This is a genomic window from Mesorhizobium sp. P2_E10, from assembly GCF_056404235.1.
In genome coordinates this window covers 391376-416317 of the sequence record NZ_JBFUEK010000002.1, presented here as the reverse complement: position 1 = coordinate 416317, position 24942 = coordinate 391376, and the positions used below count along the sequence as shown (strand labels likewise).

Below are 24942 nucleotides of genomic sequence, written 5' to 3'. Positions count from 1 at the left end.
TGCATGTCTTAGGGAACATGCGGCGCGGAGATGGGCTGCTTACCAGGGCAGCCAGTCGAACATGCCGCCGCTCTTGCTCTTGGCGGCTGCCTCCTTCTTGAGGCGGCGTTCCTTCTTGTATTCGTCCTCGCCGAGCTGGTCCTGCGGCGCCGTGTCGGCGGCGACACGGTACTGCACCGGCGGCTCGCTCAGATATTTGCGCTTGGTCGGATCGCCCTGCTTGCTTTCTATCATGCGGCGCTGGATTTCGGCGGCGCGACCCTTGTCCGAGTCAGCCGGCGACCAGCGTGGCGGATGGCTCGAACCCGAATCCGCCATCGCCTTCTTGATCGATTCCGGGTCGGTCTGCACATCATCGACGATCTGCGACTGGTAGGCAGGATCGTCCTGATGCGCGGTGGCGTCGGCACGCAGGCGGGCGCGGCGTTGCTCGGGCGATTCGGGCCATTCGGCGCTCGCCGTCTCGATGCTGTCCTGCGGCGGCGGCAGCACTTCCTTCTGTCCCAGCGCCGGCTTCACCAGTTCGGGACGCGGCTTGTAGTCGATCCGTTCCTTGTGCTTCGGCGCGATCGAAAAGGCGCTGGAGAGATCGCCCGCCAACTGTTCACCGGCGGTCTTGTCGGTGCCGTAGGTGGGCGAGCCCATGCAGCCGGACAGAGCGAGCCCTGATGCGACAAGCGGCGCCAGCAGCGCAACGCGCGCGTAAGTTCTCTCGGTCATGCCAAAAAGTCCCACTCTAGACAGCCTCTCGATCGCCACCGGCCAAAGGTCCGGTCCCCATCGCCCATGCTCTTGCGACGGAAATCCGGCGACAATTTGTCGTCCGGAGTTTCGCGTGTTTACCTCAACCACTCGTTAAGGGCAACGCGCGGGAGATTGTCAGCCCCTCGCCGTGGCACTTGTGCACCGTTTCAAAGCCGCCCGAGCGCCTTCAACTCGTGCAGGACAGCGGCATCCCGGGCCGAAACATCGGGAAATTCCATGTCCTGTCCGACATCGGCTGTGTAGCGCCACGAGCGCGCGCATTTCGCCAGGCCCCGGTCCTGCGCCTTCTTGATCACGACCGCTATGCCCTTGACGTCGTCCAGGGTGAAGGCGCCGGCAGGCGCGTTGCCGTGGGCGATGACCAGATCACTGGTGATCGCCATCTCGGCCATGTCGACATCCGAGATCGCTGCTTCGAGCGCGGCATCGTCCAGCGTGACCACCGGCACGGCTTCCAGCGACGAGCCGATCACCTTCTGGGCGCGGGCGATCTCGAGCGCGCCGGTGACGACACGGCGAACCTGCCGCACCTTGCGCCATTTTTCCGCCAGCGCCTCGTTCTTCCAGTCCGCCGGGATTTCCGGAAACTGGTCGAGATGCAGCGACACAGCGTCCGGGTGACGGTCGAGCCAGGCCTCTTCCATGGTAAAGGGCAGCATCGGCGCCAGCCACTTCACCAGGCAGTCGAACAGATGGCGCACCACCTGCACCGAGGCCTTGCGCTTCACGCTCGACGGTGCGTCGCAGTAGAGTGCGTCCTTGCGGATGTCGAAATAGAAGGCCGACAGTTCGACCACCATGAAGTCGAGCAGGGTGCGGGTGACGCGCTTGAACTCGAAGGCATCGTAGCCCGATCGCACGATCTCATCGAGCTCGGCCAGCCGGTGCAGCATCAGCCGCTCCAGCTCCGGCATCTTGTCCAGCGGCACCTCCTCGCCATCGTCATGGGCGAGCGTGCCCAGCATCCAGCGGATGGTGTTCCTGAGCTTGCGGTAGGCGTCGATATTGGTCTGCAGCACGTTCTTGCCGAGCCGCTGGTCTTCCCAATAGTCGGTCGTCACCACCCACAGGCGCAGGATATCGGCGCCGGACTGCTTGATGACGTCCTGCGGCACGACGGTGTTGCCGAGCGACTTCGACATCTTTCGTCCCTCTTCATCCATGGTGAAGCCATGGGTGACGACGGTTTCGTAGGGCGCCCTGCCCCTGGTGCCGCAGCTTTCGAGCAGCGAGGAGTGGAACCAGCCACGATGCTGGTCGGAACCTTCCATATAGACGTCAGCCGGCCATTTCAGGTCGGGACGGTCCTCCAGCGTGAAGACATGGGTCGAGCCCGAATCGAACCAGACGTCGAGGATGTCCATCACCTGCTTCCATTTGGAGGCGTCGTGATTGCCGAGGAAACGCTCCTTGGCGCCGGCCGCGAACCAGGCGTCGGCGCCTTCTTTCTCAAAAGCGTCCATGATGCGCTGGTTGACCGCCTCGTCCTTCAGCACATTGCCGTCGGCATCGGCGAAGACGGCGATCGGCACGCCCCAGGCGCGCTGGCGCGACAGCACCCAGTCGGGGCGCTCCTCGATCATGGCGCGGATACGGTTCTGGCCCGCCGCCGGCACGAAGCGGGTGTCATCGATCGCCTTCAGCGCGCGGCTGCGCAACGTCGTGCCGTCGCCGAGATCCTTGTCCATATAGACGAACCACTGCGGCGTGTTGCGGAAGATGATCGGCTTTTTCGAGCGCCACGAATGCGGATAGGAATGCTTCAGCCGGCCACGCGCGAACAGCGCATTGCGCTTGATCAATTCGTCGATGACCGCCTGGTTGGCATTGCCCTTCTTGCCATTGTCGTCGATGACGCGCGCTGGCCCACCCTCGCGGTCCGGGCCGAAACCCGGCGCGTCCTTGGTGAAGAAGCCGCCATCGTCGACCGGAAACGGGATCGCTGTGTCGATGCCGCGCTGGCGAAGCTCGTTGGCGGCATCCGTCCAGGCATCGAAATCCTCGCGACCGTGGCTGGGCGCGGTGTGAACGAAGCCGGTGCCGGCATCGTCGGTGACATGATCACCGGCAACCATCGGCACCGGGAATTCATAGCCGCCGCCGAAGCCTTTGAACGGATGCGAAAGCGTAAGACTTGCAAGCTGTTCGGCCGAAACGCTGTGAAGACGATTCAAGGTGACCTTGGCCTTGGCCGAAGAGTCTTCCGCCAGCGCATCGGCGAAGATCAGCTTCTCGCCCGGCTGCGGCCCGAAGGCGTTCTCGACCGCGGTGACCTCATAAAGACCATAGCCGATACGCGGCGAATAGCTGACCGCGCGGTTGCCGGGGATGGTCCAGGGCGTCGTCGTCCAGATGACGACATGAGCTTCCAGCAGGTCCAGCGACGTCTCGGTCAGCTTTGGATCCCGTGCCGGCTGCCCAGCCTCAAGGCTGGCAACCGGAAACTTCACCCAGATCGTGTCACTCTCATAGTCCTGGTACTCGACCTCGGCCTCGGCCAGCGCGGTGCGCTCGACGACACTCCACATCACCGGCTTGGAGCCGCGATAGAGCTGGCCCGACATGGCGAATTTCAGCAATTCGCCAGCGATGCGCGCCTCGGCATGAAAAGCCATCGTCGTATAGGGGTTCTTGAAGTCGCCGACTACGCCGAGCCGCTGGAACTCGCCGCCCTGCACCGAGATCCAGTGGGCAGCGAATTCGCGGCATTCCTGGCGGAACTCGTTGACCGGCACCTCGTCCTTGTTCTTGCCCTTGGCGCGGTATTGTTCCTCGATCTTCCATTCGATCGGCAGGCCGTGGCAGTCCCAGCCGGGCACATAGTTGGAATCGTAGCCGCGCATCTGGAACGAGCGGGTGATAACGTCCTTGAGGATCTTGTTCAGCGCATGGCCGATATGGATGTTGCCATTGGCGTAGGGCGGGCCGTCATGCAGCACGTATTTTTCACGGCCGGCCGAGCTTTCGCGCAGCTTGCGGTAAAGGTCCATGTCCTGCCAGCGCTTGACCAGCAGCGGTTCCTTTTCCGGCAAGCCGGCGCGCATCGGGAAATCCGTCTGCGGCAGATAAAGCGTCTTGGAATAGTCGATCGTATCGGTTGTGTCGGTCATTGGTCTGCCATGTGCATTGCCCGGCGGGCGTAGAAGCTCGGGCGTTGAAATCTTCGCTTTGACGCATATCGGCTTCCCAAAACCGGACCCACTTTTGGGCGATAGGCGTCGATCATTTGGAAAAAGCGCGAGAGGCACGCGCAAGATCCCCGGCGGCTCCAGCGGCGCTCAGGCCGCCCGGAACACCGGGCTCGTAATTCGTATCGTCAGCGCGCAAAGGCGCGAAAAGCTCGTCATGGCAGGGCTTTTAGCGGAGAAAGCCGCAGGAATAAAGCGTCTCTCGTTTGATTCAGCTACATCGTGAAGTCGAAGCGATAGGTGGTCGACACACCGATCATGAACTGGTTGCGGCCGCCGCGCTCCTTGACCAGGCTTGAATCGGCGGCCGGGCCCATCAGGCGGGAATATTCGCCAAACAGGCTGGCCGTCATCGGTTCGGTTACCTTCCAGGTTATGGCGCCGCCAAGGCCTGTCGATTTCAGGCCGCCACCGGGATGGTATTCGCTGAGGCCCGAGGCCACCGCCTCCTGCGCATTGACGCCATAATAGGCGTCGAAATAGCCTGAAGAGGCGAAGGAAACGCGCGGGCCGCCCGAAATCCTGACATTTGGCGTCACATCATAGAAGGCGTCGGCGGCGATGTCGGCGACGAAACCGTTGTGGGCACGGATGCCGTGGCGCAGTTCGGCGCGAGCGCGCAGCCAGTCCGTCGGATAGAATTCGAAGAAGCCACCGACCTCGCCGCCCCAGCGCACCGGGTCGAGGCCCTTCAGCTCATCGTCGCTGCTGCGGGAAAACAGGAATTTGCCGGTCAGGCCGGCGCGGACACCGCCATCGTCGACCAGCGCCAGCGAGATGTTGTCGTTGCGCGAGACAAAGCGTGCGGTGGGACCGGCCTTGCCAAGCGAGATGATCGGCGAGGCACTGAGCATATACTGCTTGCCGCCCTCGAAATTCGGCGCGACGAGGCCGGTGGCGCCAACCGTTAGATACCAGTCGCCGGACAGCCAGCCGAAGGTGCCCTCACCGGCCTCGGCGGCAGCGGGCGCGCCCAGCATGACGGCCGCCAAGACCGCAGACATTTTTCCGACCGGACTCATGGTCACTCCACTAACACAACACAGCCGCGCAACGGCCACAGCTTTGACGGCCGTTTGGTAAAATTTGATTTAAATCCGTGACAGGGGAGCACGGTTTGTTGTCCTTGCAGGGTGTCGCCCTCGGCTGGACGCGCGCCACCACCGGTACTAACCTCGTGGCCGGCAAATGCCAGACGTTCTTCTATGCTAAAGCGAGACTGGAGGAGATGCGGCAATGACCCTGCGCGGCGATGCATTGAAGGACGCGATCGGCCAGACACGAGACAAATGGGGGTGGTTCGTTGCGCTCGGCGTGCTGCTGCTCATTTTCGGCGGCATTGCCTTCGGCAATCTGTTCATCGCCACAGTCGCCTCGGTCTATGTCGTCGGCTGGCTGATGCTGATGGCCGGCATCATCGAGATTATTCATGCCTTCGGCGTCAAGACCTGGGGCCGCTTCTTCTACTGGCTGCTCAGCGGCCTGCTCTATGCCGTCGCAGGGTTCTTCGCCTTCGACAATCCGCTGCTGGCGTCAGCGGTGCTGACCTTCCTGCTGGCGGTGGCGCTTGTCGCATCAGGCGCGCTCCGAGCCTGGGTCGGCTACAGCCACCGGCCGGCCAATGGTTGGAGCTGGGTCGTCGCGGCCGGCCTGATCAGCGTGCTGGCGGGCCTGACCATCGCCATGGGCTGGCCGGTCAACAGCCTGTGGGTGCTCGGGCTGTTCCTGGCCGTCGATCTGATCTTCCAGGGCTGGACTTTCATCGCCGTTGGACTGGCCTTGAAGAGGTAGGCGGCCGGAAGCTCAGAAAGCGATAGCGCGATCCAGCTCCGACAGCGGGCTGACACCGGCGAGCAGCGCCCTCGCCTCGGCCTCGTCACGCTTCATCTGCGCGACCAGCGCATCCAGCCCGTCGAACTTCACCTCCGAGCGCAGGAAACCGAAGAACGACACCGCGCAAATCTCGCCATAGAGATCGCCGGAAAAGTCGAAGACGAAGGTTTCCAGCAGCGGCGCGCCATTGTCGTCGACGGTTGGACGGCGGCCAAAACTGGCAACGCCGTCATACAGCGTGCCGTCGGCGCGGCGGAAGCGGACGGCATAAATCCCTTCCTTCAGAGTCGCTTCCGGCGAAAGTCTCATGTTGGCGGTGGGAAAGCCCAGCGTCCGGCCCAGCTGCTGGCCGCCGATCACCTCGCCCTCGACGGTGAAGCGGTAGCCAAGCAGGCCGGCGGCCTCGGCCACCTCTCCCGCGCAAAGCAGCGCGCGGATGCGGCTCGACGACACCACTTCGGCCCCCTCGTCGCGAAAGGCGTCGACAAGGGTGACGCCAAAACCGTGGCGCTCGCCTGCCGCCATCAGAAAAGCCGGACCGCCCTGCCTGTCCTTGCCGAAATGGAAATCGAAACCGGTGACGGCATGCGTGATGCCGAGGTTTTTTTCCAGCACGTCGGTGACGAAAGCCTCTGCCGACAGGGAAGCGAAGTCGCGCGTGAACGGCTGTTCGACCAGGGCTGCAAAACCCAGCTGCGACAACAGCCGCGCCTTCATCGGCGGCGGCGTCAGCACGAACAGCGGCATATCGGGTCTGAACACCTTGCGCGGGTGCGGCTCGAAGCTCAGCACCAGCGCGGGTGCGCCGCGCCGCGCCGCCTCAGTGAGCGCGCGTTCGAGCACGGCCTGATGGCCGCGATGAACGCCGTCGAAATTGCCAATCGCGACAACGCCGCCACGCAGTTGGGCGGGCAGCGGCGAGATTGCGGAAATGCGGTCCGTCATTTCGAGGCTTCCGTCATGGCGCGACCCTATCGCAGTCTCGGAATAACCGCGACCGGCCGGTAGCCGTGCTTTTCCAGAAAGGCCTGGAGTCGCGCCGGATCCGGCTGCAGCGGGTCGCCATAGTCGCGGGCATGGACGCCGCCCGACACGTAGAGCACGTCGAAGCCATTGTCGGCGGCGCCCTTGACGTCGGTCATCATGCCGTCGCCGATGGCCAGCACTCGGCCGCGCTCGACCGTGCGGCCGAGAAGGCCGGCGACCTCTTTCAGCGCGACGTCATAGACCGGTGCATAAGGTTTTCCGGCGATCAGCGTGCGCCCGCCAAGCCGGGCATAGTCGCGGGCCAAGGCCCCCGCGCACCAGATCATCCGCTCGCCGCGCTCCACCATGATATCGGGATTGGCACAGATGAAAGGCAGGTTCCTGGCCCGCAGCCGCCGCAGAAGCTCGGCGTAGTCCTCCGGTTTTTCCACCTCGTCATCGAACAGCCCGGTGCAGACGATGCCGGATGCCTCGAACTCCTCGACGAGTTCGACGTCAAGACCGTCATAGAGCGTGAAATCGCGGTCGGCACCGATATGGAAAATCTGGCGCGGACCCTCGGCAATCAGATCGCGAGTGACGTCGCCGGAGGTGACGACCCGGTCATAGGCCGCAGGCGGAACGCCGATGGCGTTCATCTGCGCCACCACGTCTGCGCTGCGGCGCGGCGAATTGGTGATCAGCACGACAGGCAGTTTGGCCGCGCGCGCGGTTTCCAAGGCCAGGGCCGCCGCCGGAAAATGCCGTTCGCCATTGTGAACCACGCCCCAGACATCGCAGAGGATGGCACTATAGGAATCCGACAGATCCGCGAGCGAGCCGATGATGTCGGGCGTATGCGCCATGCCGTTTCCCAAAAAGATGATCGTTGCAGGAGCCGCCGCCGACGGTCCGCCGCAGCCGGTCCGCATTAGCCGAAGCGCCTCATCCTGTCACCAGCTTTTGCCAGGCGATGTGACGACCCTTGCACTGGGCAGCAATATTCGCCGCCGCCGACCGCGTGGTTAATGAGCGTTGAATGGATGGCGTGATCTTGAAAGCATTTCAGAAACTCGAAATTTAACGATTTGTGGCATCGTCCTGCCGACAACTGGGGTTTGGGCAGGGGTTCTGACGACATGATCCGGAAATTCGGAAGTGACAGGCGTGGCAACTACGCATTGATGACCGTAATCGCCATGGTGCCGCTGATGGGTGCCGTGGCGCTCGCCGTCGACTATTCGGAGTTGCTGCGGCAAAAGCAGGATACGTTGAACGCACTGGATGCCGCAGGCATCGCCACCGCACAGCAGATCGTCGCGGGCAAGAGCGACACCGTCGTCAAGGCCTTCGCCAAGACTTTCTTCGAGGTCAATCTCGGGCATGTCAAGCCGGCGAATACCCTGCTGACCGTCACGCTGCCCAGCAGCAACACAGGTGGCGGCACGCTGAAGCTGTGCGCCGCTTTGCAGTACCACCCCTATTTCCTGCCGGCGGCCGCCATGCTGATCGGAAGGACTGCCGAGAATGTCAACCTGTCGGCTTGTTCGGAGGTCCGCCTCAAGAACACGCTGGAAGTCTCTCTCGTACTCGACAATTCCGGCTCGATGAGCACCAACGGCTCCGGTACCGGCCAACCGCGAATAGACCTGCTCAAGCAGGCCGCGACCGAACTTGTCAATACGATGGCGCTCCAGGCCGCACAGATGAAGCAGGTCACCAAGCCGATGCAGTTTTCCCTGGTGCCGTTTTCGGCGTCAGTCAATGTCGGCGCAGCCAACAAGGACGCGACCTGGATGGACACGACCGGCATTTCGCCGGTCCATCATGAGAACTTCGATTGGTCGACGATGACAGCGGCAGCCAATGCAACCAAATACATCGAAAAAGTGGGCACCATGTACTACCAGCGGGGCACGGGCTGGGGCACGGACAAAGACAAGCCGATGACCCGCTTCAGCCTTTACAAGGATATGCTGGCCACGACCTGTACGAAAAAGCAAGGCAACACTTGCAAGACCTCTGTAACCGCCGCGTATGAAGCCTGGAAGGGCTGTGTGGAGGCAAGGCCGTATCCCTACAATGACGACGATACATCGCCGACCACAGGCACACCCGCCACCATGTTCGTGCCGATGTTCGCGCCGGACGAAGCCGGCAATTTCTGGACCGATAGCACTCGCACCGCCACCACGTCGTGGGGTTACACCAACAATTGGTGGATCGATTCTCTAGACACGCTGACCGTGCCCAAGCGCCAGGCGGACATGCGAAAGTATTTCCTGACAAAGCCTTGGGACGCAGCGGCCGCTGCCAGCGATGATGGACCCAATGCAGCATGCACGACCGCCGCGATCACGCCGTTGCAGGACGTAACGACCACGGCAGGCAAGACAACCATCACGAACGCCATCGCCGCGATGGCGCCGACCGGCAACACCAACGTGCCGGAAGGGCTGGCCTGGGGCTGGCGGACGGTGTCGAGCAACGAGCCTTTCACGGAAGGCCGACCGAACACCGAAAAGGGCAACGACAAAGTGGTCATCGTGCTGACCGACGGCGCCAACACCTACAGCATCGGCCCCAGCAACGACATGACCAGCTATGCCAAGGACGGATCGACTTACGCCGCTTACGGTTATACCGGTCCGAATTTTCCGAAGGTGGCGGAGCCTGCGACCCGCATGTTCGTGAATACAACCGTTCCCAAGACAACTTATACGGACGCCAACTACACAGCCGCACTTGACCAGCAAATGCAAACGCTTTGTGCCAATGCGAAGAATGCGAACATTCTCTTGATGACCGTCTCGCTCGACCTGGTTACCACCAAGCCGGCGGAAAAGACTGCCATCGACGCGCTCAAGAAATGCTCCTCGGATTCGCGCTTCCGCAAGGATCCGACAGATCCGACCGGCAAGACACCTGCGAAACTCTACTGGAACGCGACCGGCGCCACCTTGTCGCAGAGTTTCAAGGAAATCGCCGACGAACTGTCGAACCTTCGCATCGTCAGCTGATCTTTTGAACTTTTCGAAACGACACGCCCCGCCTTCGGCGGGGCGCTTTGTTTGGGGCGTCTGTTCAAGGCGTGCCGACGCGCTTGGTTAGCTTTTGATGAAATGCCGATCGCGCAATCGACAGGTTTCCCAAACCCGTCCTTCAGCGTTTTGTGAGACTCTGGCCGGATTGAGAATACGCAGGCGGGGCCGCTTACAGACATGCGTGAATTCTGGCGTCAATTCTTCCGTGACCGGCGCGGCAACTATGCACTCGTGACCGCATTTGCCATGGTGCCGCTGATGGGCGCCGTGGCGATGGCCGTCGACTACACGGAAATGTCCAACCAGAAGCAGTCGGTGGTGAACGCGCTCGACGCTGCCAATTTCGCCACAGCGCGTCGCCTGGTCCAGGGTGCCACCGAGGATCAGTTGAAAGCCTACGCGCTCGACTTCTTCAGAGCCAATCTCGACAAAGTCGATCCTGCCAAAACCACGCTCAGCGTCACGCTGCCGACCACCACCACTGGCGGTGGCATTCTCAAGCTGTGCGCCGCCCTGGTGTATGATCCCTATTTCCTGCCGGCAGCGGCGATGCTGGTCGGCAAATCCTCCGGCGAGATCGACTATTCCGTTTGCTCGCAAGTCCGGCTGAAGAACACCCTGGAAGTCGCCATGGTGCTGGACAATTCGGGCTCGATGACGACGCCTGGCACCGGTTCGGGACAAAAGCGCATCGACCTTCTCAAGCAGGCCGCCAAGCAATTGGTCGACACGCTGGCCGTGCAGGCGGCGATGATCAAGCAGATCGACAAGCCGGTCCAGTTCAGCCTGGTGCCCTTCGCTGCCTCGGTCAATGTCGGGCCGGCGAACGACAACGCGTCCTGGATCGACGCCTATGGGCTGTCGCCAATCCACAACGAGAATTTCGACTGGTCGACGCTGAACGCCGCCAACAAATATGCCCAGAAAATCAATGGCATCTGGTACAAGAAGGGCACTGGCTGGGGCACCGAGGAAGGCCAGATGCTGACCCGGTTCTCGCTCTATCGCGACATGAAGGTCGTCACCAGCCACGAGCGGATCGCCGGCAGCGAGCGCGTCGTCTGCGACGTCTACCGTTCCAACCACACCTGCAAGACCAGTCACAAGGAATACGACTACACCGACACGTATGGCCCATTCGCCAGCTGGCAGGGCTGCGTCGAGGACCGGCCTTATCCCTACAATGTCAACGACGCGCCGGCATCCGGCGGGCCCAACAACGGCGGCATCGGCGTCGGCGATCCGGCAACGATGTTCGTGCCTATGTTCGCACCCGACGAGCCCGGCAATCACTGGAAGCTGACCCAGGATCCGGACGAGGCGAACCCTGTAACCTATGGCGCGGCAAACAGCTGGTGGAACGACGACCCGACAAGCACCACCGGCAAGACGCGGCAATCCAACATGGCCAAATATTTCCAGCCGCGGCCGATCGATGCGCCGGTGCTGGCCAAGGGCGCCGGCCCCAATTACAGCTGCACCACCACGCCGATCACTCCGCTGACCGACGTCACCGATGCCGCAGGGCTGACCAAGATCAAGGCCGCAATCGACCTGATGACGCCCAACGGCAACACCAATGTGCCGGAAGGTCTGGCCTGGGGGTGGCGCACCGTCTCCAGCACCGAGCCCTTCACCGAGGGACGTCCGGAGACGGAACGCGGCAACGACAAGGTGGTCATCGTGCTCACCGATGGCGAGAACACCTATTCGACGGTGAGCAGTGACCCGGCCGGCAACAAGTCGACCTATGCCGCCTACGGCTATACCGGCCTCGGCTACAATGGCGGCGCGGTCACCCGCCTGTTCGGCGGCACGTCGAGCGCCGTCGGCCAGTTCAACTATTCGTCCAGCAACTACACTACCGCGCTCAACGACCAGATGGCGACGCTGTGCAACAACGCCAAGGCAGCCAACATCATGGTGATGACCGTGGCGCTGGACCTGTCGACCACGGATGCCAGCGACAAGAAGGCGATCGACGCGCTGAAGACGTGCTCGTCGGACTCGCGCTTCCGCAAGGACCCGACCGACCCGAGCAAGCCGGCCAAGCTGTTCTGGAACGCAACGGGTGCAACGCTGTCGGACAATTTCAAGGAAATCGCCAACGAGTTGTCGAACCTTCGCGTGGTGAGCTGAGGCAATTTTCGACACTGGCGCAACGGTCGGCCCGGCCAAGCTCTTGTGCGTCGGTGTCGCGCGAGGCAAAGATCGAACGCTTCCCGGAGACCACCATGCCTGAAACCGCCAACCATCTCGCCTTCGCGCTGGTCTGCCTCGGCATGGTGCTGACGCCTGGTCCCAACATGATCTACCTGATCTCACGCTCGCTGTCGCAGGGACCGAAGGCCGGCCTGATCTCGCTCAGCGGCGTGGCGCTCGGTTTTCTCTTCTACGTGCTGTCGGCGGCATTCGGCATCACCGCGCTGCTGCTCGCCGTGCCCTTCGCCTATGACGCGCTGCGCTTTGCCGGTGCGCTCTATTTGCTGTGGCTCGCCTGGCAAGCGGTGAGGCCGGGCGGACGCTCGCCGTTCCAGGTGCGCGAGCTGCCGAAGGACAGGCCGCGCAAGCTGTTTGCCATGGGCCTGATGACCAACCTGCTCAACCCGAAAGTGGCGGTGCTCTATCTGTCGCTGCTGCCGCAGTTCATCAGCCTCGACAAGGGCCATGTGCTGTCGCAATTGCTGGTGCTCGGCGCCACGCAGATCACGATCAGCCTCACCGTCAACGCCATCATCGCGGTGACGGCCGGCTCTATCGCCACCTTCCTGGCGGGACGGCCGCTGTGGCTGGTGATCCAGCGCTGGATGATGGGCACGGTGCTTACCGCACTTGCGCTCAAGATGGCGACCGACGCGCAGCGCTGACCCAGGAAGCCGATCTCGACACGGCTGCCTAGTCGTAACCACGACTACTCCGGCAAATTGAAAACCGCCTCGATGTGATGGCCGTCCGGGTCGACAACGAAGGCGGCATAGTAATGCGGACCGTAGTCGGGCCGCAGGCCGGGTGCACCGTTGTCGCGACCGCCATGGGCAAGCGCGGCGACATGGAATTGCGCGATGCTTCCACGGTCAGGGGCGGCGAAGGCCAGGTGAAAACCGGGACCGGGCGGACGCTGGCCTTTCGGGCGCAATTTGATCGCCAGCTTGTCGCCGCCGCCGGGAGGCCCGTAACCGACGGCCTGGTCGGGTTCGCCAGGTTCGAGGTCTTCCCAGACCCTGATATAGCCGAGCGGCGCAAGAGCCGCGTCGTAGAAGGCTGCCGCGCGCCCGATATGGGAAACGCCGAAGGAGACGTGATGCAGCACTTTTTGACCTCATGGTGTTTTTCGAATCGGCCTGGATGTGGCGATTTTCGCTGCCCTGCCCGGCAAAAGCCATGATCGCCATTATCTCAGGCGGGCATGACCCTTGCGAAAATCGACAATCACCAAGCCCCATCGAACTTGAACAGGCGCATGCTGCTGAAAGGCGCCGGCCTTGCCGCACTGGCCGGGCTTGCCGCTTGCAGCACCGTTTCGCTGCCCACCGGCGAAGGCGCCGGCGCCTCGTCGTCGGCCGCCGGCACGCTGGCCAGCATCCGCGCTTCCGCAGGGCTCGGACCGCTTGTCCCCGATCACCAGCTCGAACAGGCGGCGCTGCAGCAGGCCAGCTTCATGGCGCGGCGGCGGCGCATGAGCCACACCACCGGCTGGGGCAAGGACTTTGCCTCGCGTGTCAAAGACAATGGCATTTCCGGCGCAGCTGCCGAAAACATCGCCGAGGGCCGCTTCGACCAGCAAAAGCTATTCGACATCTGGATGCATTCGGCCGGCCACCGCCGCAATATGCTCGACCCGCGCTTCACCCGCTTTGGCCTCGCCTATGTCAGGGACGGCCGCGACAGTGCCATCCGCTATTGGAGCCTTGTGCTGGGAAAATAGCAGCAAGCAAGCGGCGGCGATGTTCGTCGCGTTGCGCGGCAGATCGTCGGCGACCGCCGGTTGGCCAGTCCGTCAATCCCGGCGCTGGAGCAATTTCTCGATGCCCTGCGCCGGGACCGGTTTGCTGAAAAGATGGCCTTGCATTTCGTCGCAATTGTTCCGGCGCAGGAAGGCGACCTGCTCATCCGTTTCAACGCCTTCGGCAAGGACTCTCAGATTGAGCTTCTGACCCAATGAGATCACGGCGCTGGTGACAGCCTGGTCGTCCTCGTCGGTGGCGAGATCGTTTATGAAAGACTTGTCGATCTTCAGCCGTTGCACCGGAAAGGTCTTGAGCGCACTGAGGCTGGAATAACCAGTGCCGAAATCGTCGATCGAAATCTGAACGCCCAGCCTTTGCAGCCCGTTCATGGTGGCGACCGCCACGTCGAAATCCTGCATGATAAGGCTTTCGGTCACTTCCAGTTCGAGATATCTGGCCTCCAGACCGCTTTCCTTCAAAGCGTTGACGACACGGCTGATCAGGTTCTTCTCCCGGAACTGTCTCGCCGACACATTCACGCAGACGGTCACGGGCGGCAGGCCAGCGTGCTGCCATGCCTTGTTCTGCCGACAGGCCTCGTGAAGAACCCAGTCGCCGATCGGCACAATCAAGCCTGTCTCCTCGGCAGTCGGAATGAACGTCAGCGGCGCTACCATGCCGCGCGTCGGATGGTTCCAGCGTATCAACGCTTCGACGGCGACGACCCGCCCTGATCGGAGATCGACTTGCGGCTGATAGTGCAGGGTAAATTCCGAACGCGCGAGCGCGTTTCGCAATTCATCCTGGAGCAGGAGTTTTTCATGAGCCCTCGAGTTGAATTCGGGAGCGTAAAACTGGAAATTATCGCGGCCGATTTCTTTCGCGCGATACATGGCTGCATCGGCATTGGCGAGCAGCGTGTCCGGGCTCGACCCATCCTTGGGATAGTTTGCGATGCCGATACTGGCCGTCGTTCTCAGGCGATGCTCTCCGATATGAACCGGCTCGGCAATCGCGTCCCGTATCGTTTGCAGCGCCTCCGAAACAAGATCGATGTTGGCGGGCTGGTCGAACAGAACTATGACAAATTCGTCGCCGCCAAGCCGCACCACGGTATCGGTCACCTTTACGCATTCAACCATGCGACTGGCGAGGGTCTTCAGCAGTTCGTCGCCGGCATTGTGGCCAAGCGTGTCGTTCACCAGTTTGAAATTGTCCAGATCGATGAACACCACCGTCACCCAGCGGTCGTATCGTTGCGCATACAGGACCGCTTGCGAGAGCCGGTCCTCCAGCAAGCCGCGGTTGGGAAGCCCGGTCAGCACGTCATGGTTGGCCATGAAGTGGATTTGATCTTCAGCCAGTTTGCGCTCGATCGCGATCCCGGCGATGTGCGTCGTGAATTCTATCAGGCGGGTCTCGGCCTCGACCGGTTCACGCACAGTCTTCGAATACATGGCAAAGGCGCCCAGGACGACGCCCTGGTGGGACAGGATCGGGGTCGACCAGCACGAACGATAGCCGTGGGGCGCCACCAGTTCACGGTAGTCCTCCCAGAGCGGATCTTGCTGGATATCGGTGACAATGACTGGCTCCCGCCGGTAGATGGCGGTTCCACAGGATCCCACCTTGGGACCGATAGCGACCCCGTCAATGACGCTCGTATAGGCTTTCGCCAGGCTCGGCGCCGCACCGTGGCGCAAATGGATGCCGTCCTTGTCGAGCAGCAGGACGGAACCGAATATCCCCTTTAGCTGGGCCTCGACGAAGCGCATGAGACGGTCGAGCACGTCCTCCAGCGGGGCGCTCGTGGCGATCATTTCGAGGATGTTTGCCTGCCCGTTGCGAAGGACATCCGCCTGCTTGCGGGCCGTGATGTCATGGGCGATGCCAACCAGGCCGAAGATCTCATTTTGACGATTGCGCAACGGCACCTTCGTCGACGAAAGCCACTTGCCGGCGCCCGACGCATCGACGACAAACTCTTCCGCGTCGATCATCGGTTGGCCGCTGCGCAGGACCCTCTCCTCGATCTGGCGAAATTTCTCCGCAACCTCCGCAGGATGGAGGTCAAAATCGGTCAACCCGATCATGTCGCTGGTCTTGTCGTGGCCACTGTCGGTGGCAAGGGCGCTGTTGACCACGACGAAACGGCTTTCGGTGTCCTTGACCCAAAGATAGTCGGGCACCCAGTCGATCAGCGCCTGGAGCGAGATGCGCTCGTCGACGATCTGGCGATTGAGGGTGAGTTCGGTAATGTCCTCATGCGTGGCCACCCAACTGCCGTCAGGCATCGGCTGGTTGCGGATCTGGATTGTCCGCCCATCGGCAAGTTTGGCGGTCCAGAGCCGCGAAGCCTTGCCCGAATTGTGCGACCGGGCCGTTGCGAGATAGGTGTCGGCATCCAGCGCCGCGGTGCCGGCGACGACGCGGCGTTCGACGATTTCGCTCAGCGTCACGCCGGGCCGTAATTCCTCGGGCGCAATGCGGTAGATTTCCGCATAGCGACGGTTGCTCAGGATCAGCCGTTCATTGGCATCGAAAAAACAGATGCCTTGCGAAATATTGTCGACCACCGTCTCGAATCGCAGCGCCTGTCCTTCGAGCGTTGCGATCGCAGCCCGAAGCTCACGCTCGAGTGTGTCGTTGGAGGCAGCCGCGAGTTTCGCCAGGGTGGCCAGACTGGCGGGCTGCGGCGCATCGGCGGGTTTCCTGGATGACTTGGTGACCAAACAGACCTCCTCCAGTTTGGCGCCTGGAACAAAGCAAAATTCCCTCTCCTGCCATCCGACAGTCGGTTCATAGTGTTACTTATGTACTAATAGCAGATAAACTGGATCGAAGTCAGAAGCGACGGCAGCTGGTTGACTCCAGCAAAAGCCGTCTTCAATCTGCTATTGGCGTAACAGAATCGATATTCTTCGACATCTGGAGAGTTTGGCGATCATCCCAGCAAGCGCCTCGGCCTTACATGTCTGCAGGCGCGTCCGCGATAGCGTCATCTGCTACCGACAAATATCGGCGCTCGTTCAATCCATATGCGCGGCAGGTGCTCCGCCGGCGGCCGGACCAGCCTTTGGCTTGCGCAGCAGGAACACGAACGGCACAGCAAGCAGTGTCATCATCATCAACAGCTTGAAGTCATTGACGTAGGAAATCATCATCGCCTGGATATTGACCAGCCCGTCCACCTGGGAAAGCGCCATTGGGTCGCCGCCTGCGGCTGCCGGCGAAGCCACCCAAAGGTTAGGGTTGAACGGGTTGATGAAGGCCGAAAGCTCGGCATGATTGATCTGCGTGTTGCGCACCAGCAGAACCGTCACGACCGATACGCCGATGGATGAGCCGAGATTGCGCACCAGGCTGAACAAGGCGGTTGCATCGGTGCGGTAGCGCGGGTCAAGCGTGGCGAAGGCCACGGTCGACAGCGGCACGAACACCATACCCATTCCCAGGCCCTGGATGATGCCGGAGCTGAGGATCAGCCAGTTGTCCATCTGCGGCGTGAAGCTGGCCATGGTGTAGAGCGACTGCGCGGTGAGCAGAAAGCCGATGACGACGAGAATCCTGGCATCGACCTTGCTCATCAGCCGCCCGACGACGAGCATCGAAATCATCGTGCCGACGCCGCGGGGGCCAATGACGACACCGATGGTCATGGTCGGATAGCCGAAGATGGTCGCCAGCATTGGCGGCAGCAGCGACATCGAGGCCAGGATGAGCACACCCATGACGAAGATGAACGCCAGCCCGGTCACGAAATTGCGGTCGACGAATATCTTGGGGTCGATGAACGGGCGCTCCGCCGTCACCGTGTGAATGATGAAAACCCAGAAGCCGGTTATCGCAAGACCGAGCTCGATCCAGATCTCGACCGAGGAAAACCAGTCGACCTCGCCGCCGCGATCCAGCATCAGCTGCAGCGCGCCGACACCGAGCGAAAGCATTGCGAAGCCGAAGAAATCGAAGTTGCGCACCCGCCGGGCAACGGCCGGCAGATAGGCGGCCATGCCGAGGAAGGCCGCAATGCCGACCGGCAGGTTGATGAAGAAGACCCAACGCCAGTTGAAATTCTCGGTCAGCCAGCCACCGAGCGTCGGGCCCAGGATCGGCCCCAGCATGATACCGGCACCCCAGATGGCCATCGCCTGGCCGTGGCGTTCCCTGGGATTGATGTCGAGCAGGAAGGTCTGCGACAGCGGCACGATCGCGGCGCCGAAAACGCCTTGCATCAACCGGAACAGCACTATGCTTTCAAGGCTCCACGCCAGACCGCACAGCATGGAGAAGATGGTGAAGCCGACCACCGCCGTCAGGAACAGTTCCTTGCGGCCGTACCGATCGGCCAGCCAGCCGGTCACCGGTGTCATGATGGCAGCGGCAACGATGTAGGACGTCAGCACCCAGTTGATGTTGTCGGGAGAGGCGCCGAGATCGCCGGTCATGGTCGGCAGCGCGACATTGGCAATCGTGGTGTCGAGCGCCTGCATGACCGTCGCCAGCATGAGCGCAACCGTGATCAGGCCTCGGTGCGGCACTTCCTTGAAGGGTTCTGGCGTGCTCATGATGCAAAACTTCCGACAGGTAACAAAACCGTGTACACTAGGTTTCCGGGCGGCGAGGCCTTCCTAGTGGAAGACACTCATCGCGGTGGGACGCGACTATCGATGTGGGGGTTACATCGACCGAACGTCTCGACACATCAGGCGCTTGCCGCCCGGAAACCTGAGGACCGAAGAGCCCTGCGTCGAGTCGTTCAGGTTTCGGTCAGGCCGCAATGTGGCCCGGTCCAACCCCAACCCCTCGCACACCTCCCATCGGACCAATCCTGTCATCTGCATTCACCCGCCTGCACGGCGAGCGCTGGTGTTCGTCCTTGACCATGAATTTTGCCGAACACCGATTTTCACTTTTCGGTATCACGGTCCATTCACGGTCTATTGAGCCTCGCCAGCCGTGGCGTGGCCAAAGATACTCGGAAGCCCGCGCGAAACGCCGGTGTCGACGGTGACTGAGACGCTCATGCCGGTGCGCAGCGCCATTTTGGCGTCGGCATCGGTCAGTTCCAGGCGCACCGGAATGCGTTGCGTGACCTTGACCCAGTTGCCGGTGGCATTCTGGGCCGGCAGCAGCGAGAACTCGGCCCCGGTGCCGGCGCCAATGGCCTTGACCGTGGCCTCGAAGGTCCTGCCCGGATAGGTGTCGACGACGATCTCGGCCTTCTGGCCGGGCTTCATATGGGTGAGCTGGGTTTCCTTGAAATTGGCATCGATCCAGGTGTCGCCGGTCTCGACCAGCGCAAACAGCGGCGTGCCGGAACCGACATATTGGCCGACCTTGAACGAGGAGGCCTGGCTGACGACGCCGTCGGCCGGCGCCTTGACCGTGGTCTGCGCCAGATCGTAGGCGGCCTTGTCGCGCGCGGCGAGTGCTGCCATCACGGTCGGATGCTTGTCGGTCTCTATGTCGGGGTTGCCGGCAAGTGCTGCCTTGGCGCTGATGATGCCCTGCTGTGCCACAGCCAGCTGCTGCTTGGCCTTGTCGAGGTCGTTCTTGGCCTGATCCAGCGCCGACTTGGTGTTGATGCCCTTCTGGGCAAGGTCGGCGGCGCGGTCATATTGCGACTGGGCATAGTCGACTTCACTGGTGGCGGACTTTTCCTGCGCCGTCGCCTGGCTGTAGGAAGCGCGCAACTGCTCGATGCCGACCCGTGCGACCGCAACCGCCGCGTCGGCCTGGGCCAGCGCGATCCGGTAAGGTTCCGGGTCGATGGCAAACAGCACGTCGCCCTGCTTGACCAATTGGTTGTCGGCGATATCGACCTGAACGATGCGGCCCGCCGTATCCGAGGCGATCGACACCTTGGCCTGCTGCAGATTGGCGTTCTCGGTCTCCTGGTAGCGGCCGCCGGTCACCCAGACGTAGGCGCCGCCGGCGATCAACGCCGCGGGCAGCGCAAACATCAAAAGGAAACGACCGGCGGGGCGCTTCCTCTTCGGCGCCACCGACGCCGGCTGAACCGGAGGAGCAATCGCCACCGGCGCAGCCGCCGGCTGCGATGGCGCCTCGGCGACCGGCTGCGCCGGCGCCTGCATTTCCAGCCTGGTCACGTTCTCTTCTATCTTGGCTGCCGCGTTCATGCTGCTGCGCCTTCCGTACTCTTCACTTTTTCCAAGGACGACGTCTCGCCATCTGCAAGATTCTGCACGATCATATCCAACGCCCTGATCAGGACACGGCGATCTTCCGGCGAGACGCCAACGAGCGATTCCTCATAGACCTCTCCGGCAAGGCTCTTGACGTGGGCATAGGCCGCGCTCGCCTTGGCGGTCGGGAAGATCATGCGCACGCGGCGGTCGGTCGCGTCGGGGCGGCGTTCGATCCAGCCGCCCTCCTCCATGCGATCGACCAAGCGCGAGACACTGATCGGCTCGATTTCGAGAAGTTCGGCGAGCCGTGCTTGCGCGACTCCAGCCTCCTTGGCGACGCGGACCAAAAGCCGCCATTGTGCCGACGAAAGGCCGAAGCCGCTGGCACGCGCCTCGAACCGCTTGCGCATCAAACGCTGCACGTCGTGGATCAAAAAGCCCAATCTGTCGATGCCATCGGAAACCATGAGCGGGATATATAATGAGCGTGCTTACCATTCAAGATGCTGCATTGCACCAGAGGTTCAAATAATTGTGTGGCAGCCATGGACGGCGGGTCATGGTTAGCGATTTCTGAAGACACATGTGCGCCATGCCCGGAACCACGCATTGCCATCGGCGTCTGCCCGTGGCTATGGACGAATCCCATCATGCGCAATAAGGATGGGTATCTGCCGTGGCGCTTTCGCGCTGAGGCAGGCGACGTTCGTTCAATGACGCTGCGCCGGGCGCCTTTCGATGTGTCGCCGCCCTGCAAAAGTGTCGATACCGGGGGACCTGGTCATGACCGACAACAAGCCGACCACAGACGTTACCAAGGATTGGCAGGCATCGCAGGGGCAGAAGTCCGGCGCCACGCGCCTCCGCCTTTTCGCCGCGCTGTCGTGGGTCGTTGCCATTGGCGGCGAGATCGCCGGGGTTGTTTTGCTCCGCCAGCACAAGTTCGACCACGGAAACCTGCCACTGCTGATCGGCATTCTGGTCGGGATCGCGATTTTCGCCATCGCCGGCAACTTGCTTTGGAAGGCGGCCAACAGGCAGGATCCGGCCCGCGCATCCGAGACATTCAGGTTCTTCGTCCAGAACCAGCTCGGCGCAATCATCACGCTGATTGCCTTCCTGCCGCTGGTTCTCCTGATCTTCACCGACAAAAACATGGATCCGCAGAGCAAGAAAGTTGCCGGCGGCGTCGGCGCTGTGCTGGCCGTGCTGGCGACGGTGATCGGGGTCAGCTTCCAACCCCCATCGGTCGAGCAGTACACGCAGGACATGAACACGTGCGCGTCCCAGATCAAGGCGGGGCAGCCGACCACAGCCTGTTCGCCCGAGGTCGCCGCCCAGGCACAGGCGATCGCCACCGACTCCACCACCGTGGCTGAGGCGACGAAGGACGCGGCACACCCCAATGGCCAGGATATCGTCTACTGGATCGCGCCGGAAAACGGCGCCGCGAAGTCCGACACCGAGCACGTCTTCCACCTCTGCGCGGCCGTCAGCCCGCTTAAGGACAAGACCGTCAACAGCGGCTCGGTGACGGAAGCCTACGCCCAGAACGCCATCCGCATCACCAAGCAGATCGACATGGAACAGAAGCAGTGCGGGTTCACGGCGGCACCGGCGGCAGCGCCCGTGGCACCCGCACCGGCGCCGGCGCCGGCGCCGTAATCCTCCTGCGTGCAGGCACGCTCAGCCGGGCGCGCCTATAGCTTTCTGAAAAAGCCGGACAGAATATTCGGACCGGCCTCGCCCGGCCGCAGCCTGATCCCGTCCTCGAAGCCATTCAGCGTCACGCACTCAAAACCGTTGTCAGCCAGCAGCGCCACCAGCGATTGACGGTCGAAATGGTGCAAATGCTCGTTGGGCAGACGCATGCGCCACGTCTCGAACCACGCGTCGCCATCGGCGCCGAGCTCACGCCAGCGGCAGTAAGGAACGGCGATGGCCATATGGCGGGCTTGAAGACGGGCGAGAAAACTCAGGTCAGGGATGTGCTCGAGCACGTCGAACATGGCCACAAGATCCCACGAGCCGGCGAGCGCCTCCTCCCAATCGACAAAGCGCACACCCTTGGGCAGCGGAAACCGGGTGATGTCGCAGCCGGCGCAGTCGGCAACCCCGGTAATCTTCGCGGCTTCGATGAATGTGCCGGTGCCATAGCCAATCTCCAGCACCGACCGCGGTATCTCACCGGTTATTCCCAGCACCCAGCCAAGCCGCTGATATCCGAGCTTGATGGTCCGGTCGCTCAGATCCTCGTAGTAGGAAATGTACTGCTTGTCGTATGTGATCGGTGTGACGTCGATCTGGTGGATCACGCCAAACCGGTCGAGCTCATAATTGTCCAACATTGGCGTGCGCCCCCGGATTTCGGATCCTTACATGGCGGAGCTAAACGCAAGGTAAGCGGCAGGGGCTGGCAATCCTGGTCAGGAGCACGCTGCCCCGGTACTGCACCGTCCTCGTACCTGGTCGTTGAGCGAGAACGGTGACAGACTTCACGAATGGCCGCGACGGACAGCATGCCTGCCGGATGTCAGTTTTCGCCACGGGCGGACCTCTCGGAACCGCGAACTGGATGCCGCATTTGGGCCGGGAGCAGTAGGTCCGCTTGTGGCGAGGGAAGAACGATAGCGGACCTTCAACCTCAAAGGTCCGATGTCGTTACCAGGCCTCAGGGCATCCATTCGGCAGCATCCGCTTTTGGCTGGCCGCAAAAACGACGTGGTTGCATTATCGCTGCCCAGTGTGCCGAGCACGCTCGCATTCGAAATGCCAGTCGACTACGCTCGTCGGCGAAGCTTGGGTGGACGAGGCAGGACACCATCACATGGAGCGACGGCTTACCGCGATACTTGCTGCCGATGTGGTCGGATACAGCACGCTCATGGGCGAGGATGAGGTCGGTACGCTCGAGCGGTTGAAAAGTTGCCGTCGAGAACTGGTCGACCCTGCAATCAAGGAGTTCCACGGCCGCATGGTCAAGCTCATGGGCGACGGCGCGCTCGTCGAGTTCGCGAGTGTCGTCGATGCCGTCCAGTGCGCTGCCGTGATCCAGCGCCGAATGGCGGAGCGCGATCGGGGCACCACTGATGCCCGGCAGATCCGGTTTCGCATCGGCGTCAATCTCGGCGACGTCATCGTCGAAGGCGATGACATCTATGGCGACGGCGTGAACATTGCCGCGCGCCTGGAGGCAATGGCGGAGCCCGGGGGTATTTGCATCTCAGGCACGGCGTTCGACCACGCCGTGCACAAGGTGGATGTCGGCTTTGCCAGTCTTGGCGAGCAGCGCCTTAAGAACATCGCCGATCCTGTTCGCGCCTATCGGCTGCTGCTGGATCCCGCAGCCTCGGGCAAGGTCACGGCCGCCCCCCACCGGCCGGGCCTGCGCGTCATGATCCTGGCAGGCGCCGCCGCCCTGGCGATTGCCGCGATTGCCGGCATTTTCGCATGGCAGAAGTTCTCGGTGCCATCGCGGCCATCGGTTGCGGTGCTGCCGTTTGCAAACCTCGGCGGCGATCCAGGCCAGGACTATTTCGCTGACGGCATCACCGAAGATCTGATCACCGACCTCACCAAGCTTTCCGGTCTGGACGTCATCGCGCGCAACTCGGTGTTTGCCTACAAGGACAAGCCTGCAGCGCTGGCGGACGTCGCGCGCGACCTTGGCGTCCGCTTCGTCGTGACGGGGAGCGTCCGCCGCACCGGCGAGCAGATCCGCCTCAATGCCCAGCTCATCGATACGGCAACGGGCGACAATCTGTGGGCCAACCGGTTCGACCGCGGCATGGCCGGCGTGTTTGCCGTCCAGCACGAGATGAGCGGGGAGATCGCCAATGCGCTTGGCATGCAACCTTCGGCAGCGGAAAGCGAGCGCATGGCGCGCCCGCCGACCGTAAACCTCGAAGCCTACGACTACTACCTTCGGGCCGAGCAGACAGCGCGGACCGGCCGGCGCGACGGGCTGCGGGAGGCGCTCACGCTCTACGATAAGGCGGAGGAGCTCGACCCTGCCTTTGCCGAAGCCTTCGCGGCGGACGCAAGCATGACAGTCTATATCTGGCGCGAATCGTTCAACGACATCATGCAGAGCGCGCCCGCGCGCAAGCGCGCCTATGAAAGGGCAAGCCGTGCGCTGCAACTCGACCCGGATCTTTCGTCGCCTTATGCGATTCTTGGCATCATGCAGGTCGTGGATCGCCGCTACGAGGAAGCCATCGCTTCGGCCGAGCGAGCCGTCGCACTCGGCCCCGGCGATGCGGAGACGCAGATAGCTCTAGGATACGTGCAACTGTTCGCTGGCAATCATGCCGAGGCAGCCGCAGCGGTCGAGACAGCGCTCAGGCTCGATCCCAACCTTTCACCCATCAACCGGCAAATTGCCGGTCTGGTCTTTCTCATTCAAGGTAGCAACGACAAGGCGATCGAGGCGCTCGAACGCACGCGCGACGATGCGCCGTCAGTCGGAGATTTCAGAATTACGCTTGGTGCCGCATACGCCCGCGCCGGCCGCCTGCAGGATGCGAGGGCGGCGGTCGTCGAGGGACTAGGTTCCATGTCGACACCGGGGTTCGATTCATTGTCCGCATACCGGCTCAACGGTGCCCAATACCGTAACCCCCAGGATTTGGCTCTCATCATCGACGCGTTGCAGCAGGCGGGCTTGCCCGAATGGCCGTTCGGCTTCACCGGCGACGAGCACAACCGCTTGAAGGGCGAGGAGATCGCCTCGTTGGTGCTGGGCCATACGCTGAAGGGCCAGCTTGAACCCGGTCTCCAACCAGCCTTCCTCCAGATCGGGAGCGACGGCAAGGCAGCCTTCCGCTCCACGACGCGGCTGGTCACCGAGACCATCCGTCTCGATGGCGACCGATTGTGCGAGCTGAGCGAGAATATGTTCGGGCGCCCCGACTGCGGACCTGTCTACAAACGCCGCGACGATGGAGGCGGCGGCTATTCCTTCGTCAACTCAAGCAAGGTGTTCCACTTCACGGTGGTTCAGTAGACGCACACGCGCGTCTCAGTGATATTTGTCGAGCTCCATAGCGGT

18 protein-coding genes are annotated in these 24942 nt (G+C 62.3%); 7 read left to right on the top strand and 11 right to left on the bottom strand.

Features of this window, described 5'->3' with window-relative positions; genetic code table 11:
* Positions 1 to 39: 39 nt before the first annotated feature.
* The 3 genes from AC1D0N_RS06785 to AC1D0N_RS06775 form a co-directional block, all read right to left on the bottom strand.
* Positions 40 to 720 (bottom strand): hypothetical protein, encoded by a 681-nt coding sequence (locus AC1D0N_RS06785; protein ID WP_477242663.1) that lies wholly within the window; start codon positions 718 to 720, stop codon positions 40 to 42.
* A gap of 191 nt (positions 721 to 911) precedes the next feature.
* On the bottom strand, positions 912 to 3875 hold the full coding sequence (gene ileS / locus AC1D0N_RS06780) for an isoleucine--tRNA ligase (RefSeq protein ID WP_477242662.1): 2964 nt from the start codon (positions 3873 to 3875) through the stop codon (positions 912 to 914).
* A 293-nt stretch (positions 3876 to 4168) separates the two neighbouring features.
* Positions 4169 to 4957 carry a MipA/OmpV family protein gene (locus AC1D0N_RS06775; RefSeq protein WP_477242661.1) on the bottom strand — a complete coding sequence of 263 codons (789 nt, stop codon included), beginning with the start codon at positions 4955 to 4957 and terminating at the stop codon, positions 4169 to 4171.
* Positions 4958 to 5189: 232 nt separating this feature from the next.
* Here AC1D0N_RS06775 and AC1D0N_RS06770 point away from each other — a divergent pair, with 232 nt between their 5' ends.
* Complete coding sequence (locus AC1D0N_RS06770; RefSeq protein ID WP_477242660.1) at positions 5190 to 5744, top strand: HdeD family acid-resistance protein; 555 nt, start codon at positions 5190 to 5192, stop codon at positions 5742 to 5744.
* Positions 5745 to 5756: 12 nt separating this feature from the next.
* On the opposite strand, the gene AC1D0N_RS06765 is transcribed toward AC1D0N_RS06770, so the two are convergent.
* On the bottom strand, positions 5757 to 6731 hold the full coding sequence (locus AC1D0N_RS06765; protein ID WP_477242659.1) for a bifunctional riboflavin kinase/FAD synthetase: 975 nt from the start codon (positions 6729 to 6731) through the stop codon (positions 5757 to 5759).
* Positions 6732 to 6757: 26 nt separating this feature from the next.
* Positions 6758 to 7618, bottom strand: coding sequence for a TIGR01459 family HAD-type hydrolase (locus AC1D0N_RS06760; protein ID WP_477242658.1), 861 nt, complete (start codon positions 7616 to 7618; stop codon positions 6758 to 6760).
* 273 nt (positions 7619 to 7891) lie between these two features.
* Between AC1D0N_RS06760 and AC1D0N_RS06755 the strand changes: the two genes are divergently transcribed.
* The 3 genes from AC1D0N_RS06755 (at position 7892) to AC1D0N_RS06745 (ending at position 12663) form a co-directional block, all read left to right on the top strand.
* On the top strand, positions 7892 to 9772 hold the full coding sequence (locus tag AC1D0N_RS06755; RefSeq protein ID WP_477242657.1) for a pilus assembly protein TadG-related protein: 1881 nt from the start codon (positions 7892 to 7894) through the stop codon (positions 9770 to 9772).
* A gap of 201 nt (positions 9773 to 9973) precedes the next feature.
* Positions 9974 to 11935, top strand: a complete 1962-nt coding sequence (locus tag AC1D0N_RS06750) for a TadE/TadG family type IV pilus assembly protein (protein ID WP_477242656.1) — start codon at positions 9974 to 9976, stop codon at positions 11933 to 11935.
* 95 nt (positions 11936 to 12030) lie between these two features.
* Positions 12031 to 12663 carry a LysE family translocator gene (locus AC1D0N_RS06745; RefSeq protein WP_477242655.1) on the top strand — a complete coding sequence of 211 codons (633 nt, stop codon included), beginning with the start codon at positions 12031 to 12033 and terminating at the stop codon, positions 12661 to 12663.
* Positions 12664 to 12707: 44 nt separating this feature from the next.
* Here AC1D0N_RS06745 and AC1D0N_RS06740 read toward each other — a convergent pair whose 3' ends face one another.
* Complete coding sequence (locus AC1D0N_RS06740) at positions 12708 to 13106, bottom strand: VOC family protein (RefSeq protein ID WP_477242654.1); 399 nt, start codon at positions 13104 to 13106, stop codon at positions 12708 to 12710.
* Positions 13107 to 13202: 96 nt separating this feature from the next.
* On the opposite strand from AC1D0N_RS06740, the gene AC1D0N_RS06735 reads away from it, so the two are divergent.
* Positions 13203 to 13721: a CAP domain-containing protein gene (locus tag AC1D0N_RS06735; RefSeq protein ID WP_477242653.1), complete on the top strand. Its 519-nt coding sequence runs from the start codon at positions 13203 to 13205 to the stop codon at positions 13719 to 13721.
* A 72-nt stretch (positions 13722 to 13793) separates the two neighbouring features.
* Here the strand turns inward: AC1D0N_RS06735 and AC1D0N_RS06730 are convergent, their stop codons facing one another.
* The 4 genes from AC1D0N_RS06730 to AC1D0N_RS06715 form a co-directional block, all read right to left on the bottom strand.
* Positions 13794 to 16475, bottom strand: a complete 2682-nt coding sequence (locus AC1D0N_RS06730) for an EAL domain-containing protein (RefSeq protein WP_477242652.1) — start codon at positions 16473 to 16475, stop codon at positions 13794 to 13796.
* A gap of 297 nt (positions 16476 to 16772) precedes the next feature.
* Entirely contained in the window at positions 16773 to 18308 is a 1536-nt protein-coding gene (locus AC1D0N_RS06725) for a DHA2 family efflux MFS transporter permease subunit (protein WP_477242651.1), read from the bottom strand.
* A gap of 372 nt (positions 18309 to 18680) precedes the next feature.
* Positions 18681 to 19883, bottom strand: coding sequence for an HlyD family secretion protein (locus AC1D0N_RS06720; protein ID WP_477242650.1), 1203 nt, complete (start codon positions 19881 to 19883; stop codon positions 18681 to 18683).
* Positions 19880 to 20359: a MarR family winged helix-turn-helix transcriptional regulator gene (locus AC1D0N_RS06715; RefSeq protein ID WP_477242649.1), complete on the bottom strand. Its 480-nt coding sequence runs from the start codon at positions 20357 to 20359 to the stop codon at positions 19880 to 19882. Before AC1D0N_RS06715 ends, AC1D0N_RS06720 begins: the two co-directional genes overlap by 4 nt.
* Positions 20360 to 20675: 316 nt before the next feature.
* On the opposite strand from AC1D0N_RS06715, the gene AC1D0N_RS06710 reads away from it, so the two are divergent.
* Entirely contained in the window at positions 20676 to 21557 is an 882-nt protein-coding gene (locus AC1D0N_RS06710; RefSeq protein ID WP_477242648.1) for a hypothetical protein, read from the top strand.
* Positions 21558 to 21592: 35 nt separating this feature from the next.
* Here the strand turns inward: AC1D0N_RS06710 and AC1D0N_RS06705 are convergent, their stop codons facing one another.
* Positions 21593 to 22207 carry a class I SAM-dependent methyltransferase gene (locus AC1D0N_RS06705; RefSeq protein WP_477242647.1) on the bottom strand — a complete coding sequence of 205 codons (615 nt, stop codon included), beginning with the start codon at positions 22205 to 22207 and terminating at the stop codon, positions 21593 to 21595.
* 512 nt (positions 22208 to 22719) lie between these two features.
* Between AC1D0N_RS06705 and AC1D0N_RS06700 the strand changes: the two genes are divergently transcribed.
* On the top strand, positions 22720 to 24897 hold the full coding sequence (locus tag AC1D0N_RS06700; RefSeq protein WP_477242646.1) for a tetratricopeptide repeat protein: 2178 nt from the start codon (positions 22720 to 22722) through the stop codon (positions 24895 to 24897).
* The last annotated feature ends 45 nt before the right edge of the window (positions 24898 to 24942 follow it).